Source organism: uncultured Maritalea sp., assembly GCF_937139385.1.
Taxonomy (GTDB): Bacteria; Pseudomonadota; Alphaproteobacteria; order Rhizobiales; family Devosiaceae; genus Maritalea; species Maritalea porphyrae_A.
In genome coordinates, this window is sequence record NZ_CAKZPW010000094.1 from 1 (window position 1) to 5,148 (window position 5,148).

5 protein-coding genes, 1 other RNA gene and 1 pseudogene are annotated in these 5,148 nt (G+C 51.5%); all 7 read right to left on the bottom strand.

Annotated features, from left to right (window positions below):
* Positions 1-695: pseudogene (locus Q0231_RS03865) on the bottom strand (penicillin-binding protein 2); the annotation flags it as partial.
* A complete protein-coding gene (locus Q0231_RS03870; RefSeq protein WP_269393726.1) occupies positions 692-1,066 on the bottom strand; it encodes a hypothetical protein in 375 nt (124 codons plus the stop codon). The pseudogene Q0231_RS03865 and the gene Q0231_RS03870, both read right to left, overlap by 4 nt.
* The gene (rsmH, locus tag Q0231_RS03875) at positions 1,066-2,046 is read right to left on the bottom strand and encodes a 16S rRNA (cytosine(1402)-N(4))-methyltransferase RsmH (RefSeq protein ID WP_269393725.1); all 981 of its coding nucleotides are present in this window, start codon (positions 2,044-2,046) and stop codon (positions 1,066-1,068) included. Before rsmH ends, Q0231_RS03870 begins: the two co-directional genes overlap by 1 nt.
* A gap of 164 nt (positions 2,047-2,210) precedes the next feature.
* An RNA gene (rnpB, locus tag Q0231_RS03880) (RNase P RNA component class A) lies at positions 2,211-2,585 on the bottom strand.
* 53 nt (positions 2,586-2,638) lie between these two features.
* On the bottom strand, positions 2,639-3,337 hold the full coding sequence (locus Q0231_RS03885; protein ID WP_269393724.1) for a molecular chaperone DjiA: 699 nt from the start codon (positions 3,335-3,337) through the stop codon (positions 2,639-2,641).
* A 95-nt stretch (positions 3,338-3,432) separates the two neighbouring features.
* A complete protein-coding gene (metF, locus tag Q0231_RS03890) occupies positions 3,433-4,344 on the bottom strand; it encodes a methylenetetrahydrofolate reductase [NAD(P)H] (protein WP_269393723.1) in 912 nt (303 codons plus the stop codon).
* A 19-nt stretch (positions 4,345-4,363) separates the two neighbouring features.
* Positions 4,364-5,148 (bottom strand): class I SAM-dependent methyltransferase (locus Q0231_RS03895; protein WP_299345333.1); only part of this gene is annotated, 785 nt, incomplete at its 5' end.

The following is a 5,148-nucleotide window of genomic DNA, read 5'->3' on the forward strand; positions in this document are numbered from 1 at the left end:
AATGCATCCACCAGTTCATTATGCATCACATGCTGCACACGTAAATCAATGGACAATTCAACTGGTTGCAACGAACGATCTCTGGCAAAGCCGAGATCTTGCAACAATGCAACTTCACGTTGATCCAGAAATCGCTCCAGGCCAGCAATGCCAACATTGTCGACATTCACCGCACCCAAAATATGCGCAGCAACATTACCACCAGGGTAAAACCGTCGCGATTCTGAAACAAAATCAATGCCAGGAATGCCAAGCCGCAGAATTCGCTCTTTTTGCTGGGGTGTTAGTTCACGGCGAAGCCAAACAAATCCTTCGTCCCCATCAAGCCTGCCCCGCAACCACTTGCGGTCCATGTCTGGGAATTCAATTGAAAGGGCTTCAACCGCTTCATCGACATCAATTATCCGACGGGGCTCGGCAAATAGCGAAGGCACTTGAATATCAAGCGCAAGTGGGCTGCCATTTCGGTCGACCAATGCGGGTCGAGTAGCGGTTAGCGCAGGCCGCGCTTGCCCCAGCGCCACATCATCCACTTCAACCGCTGCAAGCATAACCAAGCGGACAGCAACTATTGAAAACACAAGCATAGCCAGGGCGACTGTCAGCCGAATGCGGCTCTTCGTCATATGCCCGCGCGATTTGCGGGCTCCATCTATGGCAATTGCTGGTCCAACATCATGCATCACGTCACTCATTGGCTCGACAATCCATCAACATTGCTCGGATCAACTCCGGCGCCCAAAGACATCAGCAGAGCATCCAAACCCTCAACGTCTGGCGCAACAGGCCGCATTGGGATGTCTTGGATGGATCCATATTGCGCAATAACGATTGGCGCGACGTTTAATGCATCTGCATGACGCTCAACAATGGCTTGCAAACGACCAGGCTGATTAAGAAACGCCCATTCAGCATCTAGGGCGCTCAAGACTTGTTTTTGTCCCGCAATTTCATCCTGCAACTCAATCACTTGTGACTGCACTTCTTCAGTACGGTACTTTTGGCCATAAACCATGATCAGCGCCAAGAAACTTGTACAAAGAAGAAAGAAATTAAATGCGCGCATTAGGAGGCAAACTCCCTTCTGGCGTAACCAGGCACACCTAACCCTTCAATGCTCAACTCCCGGGCAGGTTCACTATTGCGCGTGGCAAAGCGCAGAGTCGCAGAGCGCGCACGCGGGTTCGCATCCAGTTCGTCTTTGCCCGCTCGAATGGCCTTAGAAATATTGTCCCAAGGCAACAGGTTCTTTGTTTGCATGGGGGCGTGACGCGACCCTTTTTCTTGTGGCTTAAAGAAGCGCTTCACAATCCGGTCTTCAACTGAATGGAACGAAACCACTGCCAATACACCACCTGCTGGCAACAGCCGTTCCGCAGCAAATAGTCCACGCACGAGTTGACCATATTCAGCATTCACCGCAATTCTCAACGCTTGAAAGCTTTTCGTCGCAGGGTGTGATCCACCCGGCTTACGCCCAAGTTTTTCGCCAATCAATTCTGCTAGCTCTGCCGTGGTTTCAAAGGGTTTTTCATCCCGTTGGGCAACTATGGCGCTGGCGATCTGCCGTGCACGTCGCTCTTCGCCAAGCTCAAACAAGATATCGGAAATCTCGCGCTCATCGCGTTCATTGACCAAGTCTGCCGCACTTTCACCGGATTGCTCCATGCGCATGTCTAGCGGCCCATCTCGCATAAAGGAAAAGCCGCGCTCCCCTTCATCCAGCTGCATTGAGCTCACGCCGATATCAAGCACGACGGCATCAATGGGGGCGATATTGTTTTCTTGCGCCAAGTCTTCGAGATCGGCAAAGCGCCCCTGAACAAATCTGAAGTCGTCACCAAATTCTGCACTTAGGTTTTGCGCATATGGCAAAACATTTGGGTCACGATCAATACCAGTAACACGGGCACCCGCTTGCAAAAACGCGCGCGAGTAACCGCCTGCTCCAAATGTACCATCCACCACATGGCGCCCTTCAAGCGGTGAAATAGAACGAATAACCTCGTTCAGAAGAACCGAAATGTGGGGTGAATCTTGCGCCAAACAAATCTACGCCGCGTGTAAGAACACGTCGAGCTGTACTCCCTATGCGCCCAATACGCGGGCGGTGCTGCTCCATAAAATCATTCTTAAGAAAAAAACAATTTTGCCGAGCAGTTTCTATGATGAGGCTTAATTTTGTGTTGCTTTTGAAGCAATTGGGTAAAAAAGCCAGTTGGTCTATAAGCCGGATTTTGTAAGGCATAGCAAAGCTATACGCGGCAACCATTCATCTAGGGCATTTGTTACCAAATGCCTCATGCAACCTACCCGGATGACTAGCCTGGAAACGGGCCGGTCTTGCGACCGCGTCATCCCTATTTGGTTTTGCTCCCGGTGGGGTTTACCTTGCCAGAGCCATTGCTGGCCCTGCGGTGCGCTCTTACCGCACCCTTTCACCCTTACCATGCATCGCATGGCGGTTTGCTTTCTGTGGCACTTTCCCTAGGGTCGCCCCCGCCGAGCATTACTCGGCACCGTTTTTCCGTGGAGTCCGGACTTTCCTCTCCAGCTTACGCTGCAGCGGCTGCCCGACCAACTGGCACCTGTGGCATATGGGGCGCGGTGCAATACGTCAAGCGAAAGAACTACCCAATTAGTCGCGGCGACTATCCAAGATTGCGTCATAGGCAGAATTTATTGCCGCCATCTTTTTTGAGGTTACTTGCACCAAATCACTTGGCACCCCCTTGGCGATCAAACGATCAGGGTGATGCTCGCTTACCAATTTGCGATAGGCAATTTTCAAGTCTTTGTCTGAAGCATCCGGGTCCACGCCCAGAATGAAGTAAGGATCCGTACTCGAAAGGACCACATGCCGGGCAGCCAACCGTGCAAATTCTTCATCCGTGAAACCAAAAATTTCGCCGACAACCTGTAAATAGGCAAGCTCGTCTTCGTGGACCAAACCATCAGCTTCAGCAATGTGGAACAGGCCGTCTAACACATGTTCCAATGCGTCTTTGTCGTCATGGAACAAGCGCTCAATGCGTTTTGCATAGGATTCATAGCCGGCAACATCTTGCTGTGCGAGATCAAATATCCGCTCAACCTGATCTTCAGCGCCCGCTGGAATTTGAACATTCTGCCTGAAGGCACGAATCTCATCGGCAGTGACGACACCATCAGCGGCGGCCATTTTTGCAGATAGAGCCACAAGGGAAAGGGTAAATGCCGCTTCACGACCACCAAGCAGCCAGTTTTCCGGATCAAACAATTGCGCCAGAGAGCCAGCGATACCTGTACCCTCGGCAAAAGAGCCAATCTTCTCTGCAATAACCTGCCAAACTGACATTCGTTCACCCTCTTCAACCCGACAATTCGCCGAATTGGCCTAGATATAGAACAAATACGGGTACTTTCTAGGGCGAAAGCACAAATTCCTTGCCTTTATGCCGGACGACGACCCAATAGCCGCGCCAAAGCAAAGACCAAAGACGATCTGTTCATGGTGTAAAAGTGAAATTCTGTTACCCCCCGATCCACTAGCTCTGTCACTTGTTCCGCAGCAACGGCGGAGGCCACCAAAGCGTGCGTTTCGGGATCGTCTTCTAACCCATCAAACCGGTCCGCAAGCCAATCAGGAATGCTGGTACCACATCGTTTGGCAAAGTTCGCCACCTGGGTAAAATTGTGAATGGGCTGGATACCGGCCACAATAGGTGCATGCACGCCTGCATTGCGCGCTCTGTCCACGAACCGCAGGTAGTCGCTATTGTCAAAAAACATTTGCGTAATGGCGCGGCTAGCCCCCGCATCAATTTTGCGTTTCAAATTCTCAATGTCGCCGTGCCAATCCGGGCTTTGCGGGTGCTTTTCAGGATAGCACGCCACCGAAATATCAAAATCTCCAATTTCACGAATTCCTGCCACCAACTCCGCAGCATTTTTATAGCCCTGAGGGTGCGGCTGAAACGGCATTCCCACACCTTCTGGCGGATCGCCGCGCAGGGCCACAATCCGGGAAATGCCTGCTTCTTGATAGCCACGCACAACATCCCCAACTTCCTCTTTCGACGCACCAACACAAGTCAGATGCGCGGCGGCATTCACCCCAGTGTCTTTTTCAATCCGTGAGACAATTTTTGTGGTCCGGTCACGCGTTGTACCTCCAGCGCCATAAGTCACGGAAACGAAACGCGGATTCATTGGCGCCAACTTGTCCATAGCAACCCAAAAACGCTCTTCCATCTTATCGTTCTTTGGAGGGAAAAACTCGAAAGAGAGTTGAAGTTGTTGCAACTCATAGTCCGATTGCCGAGACAATCGTTCTGGCTGGCTGAAAATTGGTGTATCACTCATGGTCTATATCCGGTCCGTTTCAGGATTGGTCTGTCAAATGCCAAATGCAAACTGTTAGTCCGCCACCTGGTTTGTTATGGGGTATTTCTCGTGCGTCTGTAACCTTAAGGTGTGCGGCCTGCGCCCACGCTTGCATCTGTTCATGTGACAAGCCGAGGCGCTTATGAGCCTGCTCTTCGCGCAAAAACTCGAGCTTGTGGGGCATAAAGTCGACAACGACGATTTTGCCACCAGGTTTGAGCGTTTGTCGCGCGTTCAACAGGGCCTTTCCAGGATCAAGGAAATGGTGCAGCACCTGATGCAGCATCGTGATATCGGCACTGGCGCTATATTCATCCAACTGCGCGATATCGCCAAGCCGAACAAAGACGCTTTTTTGACCTGAACGTTCGAACTTGGAACGAGCAACCGAAATCATCTCCCGACTTGAATCGATCCCAACACCTTTTTTGAAATGTCCATCAAGCAATTCCAACATCCGGCCCGTACCGGTGCCCAAATCTATGAACATCTCAACGCTTGTGCCCTTCATCATGTCCACAATGGCTGCCTCCACCGCAGATTCGGGCGCATGTAAGGAACGAACACGATCCCAGTCTCGGGCAACTTTGGAGAAGTAGGTTGCAGCACGCATTTGATGATCGCGCCGAACAGCTTCAAGCCGCAAAACATCTGCTTGTAGCACTGGGTCACTGGCATCAAGCTGCTCAAGTAAATGTTGCACCAACACTGCGGCGTTGGCTTCATCAGATAGCCGAAAGAATGCCCACGCCCCTTCTGAATGCCGCGACACAAGTCCTGATT

What these genes read in the sequence shown, in the direction of transcription:
- Q0231_RS03870 (WP_269393726.1), bottom strand. Translation starts at nt 1,066, where the DNA reads ATGCGCGCATTTAATTTCTTTCTTCTTTGTACAAGTTTCTTGGCGCTG.
- Q0231_RS03885 (WP_269393724.1), bottom strand. Translation starts at nt 3,337, where the DNA reads ATGTCAGTTTGGCAGGTTATTGCAGAGAAGATTGGCTCTTTTGCCGAG.
- metF (WP_269393723.1), bottom strand. Translation starts at nt 4,344, where the DNA reads ATGAGTGATACACCAATTTTCAGCCAGCCAGAACGATTGTCTCGGCAA.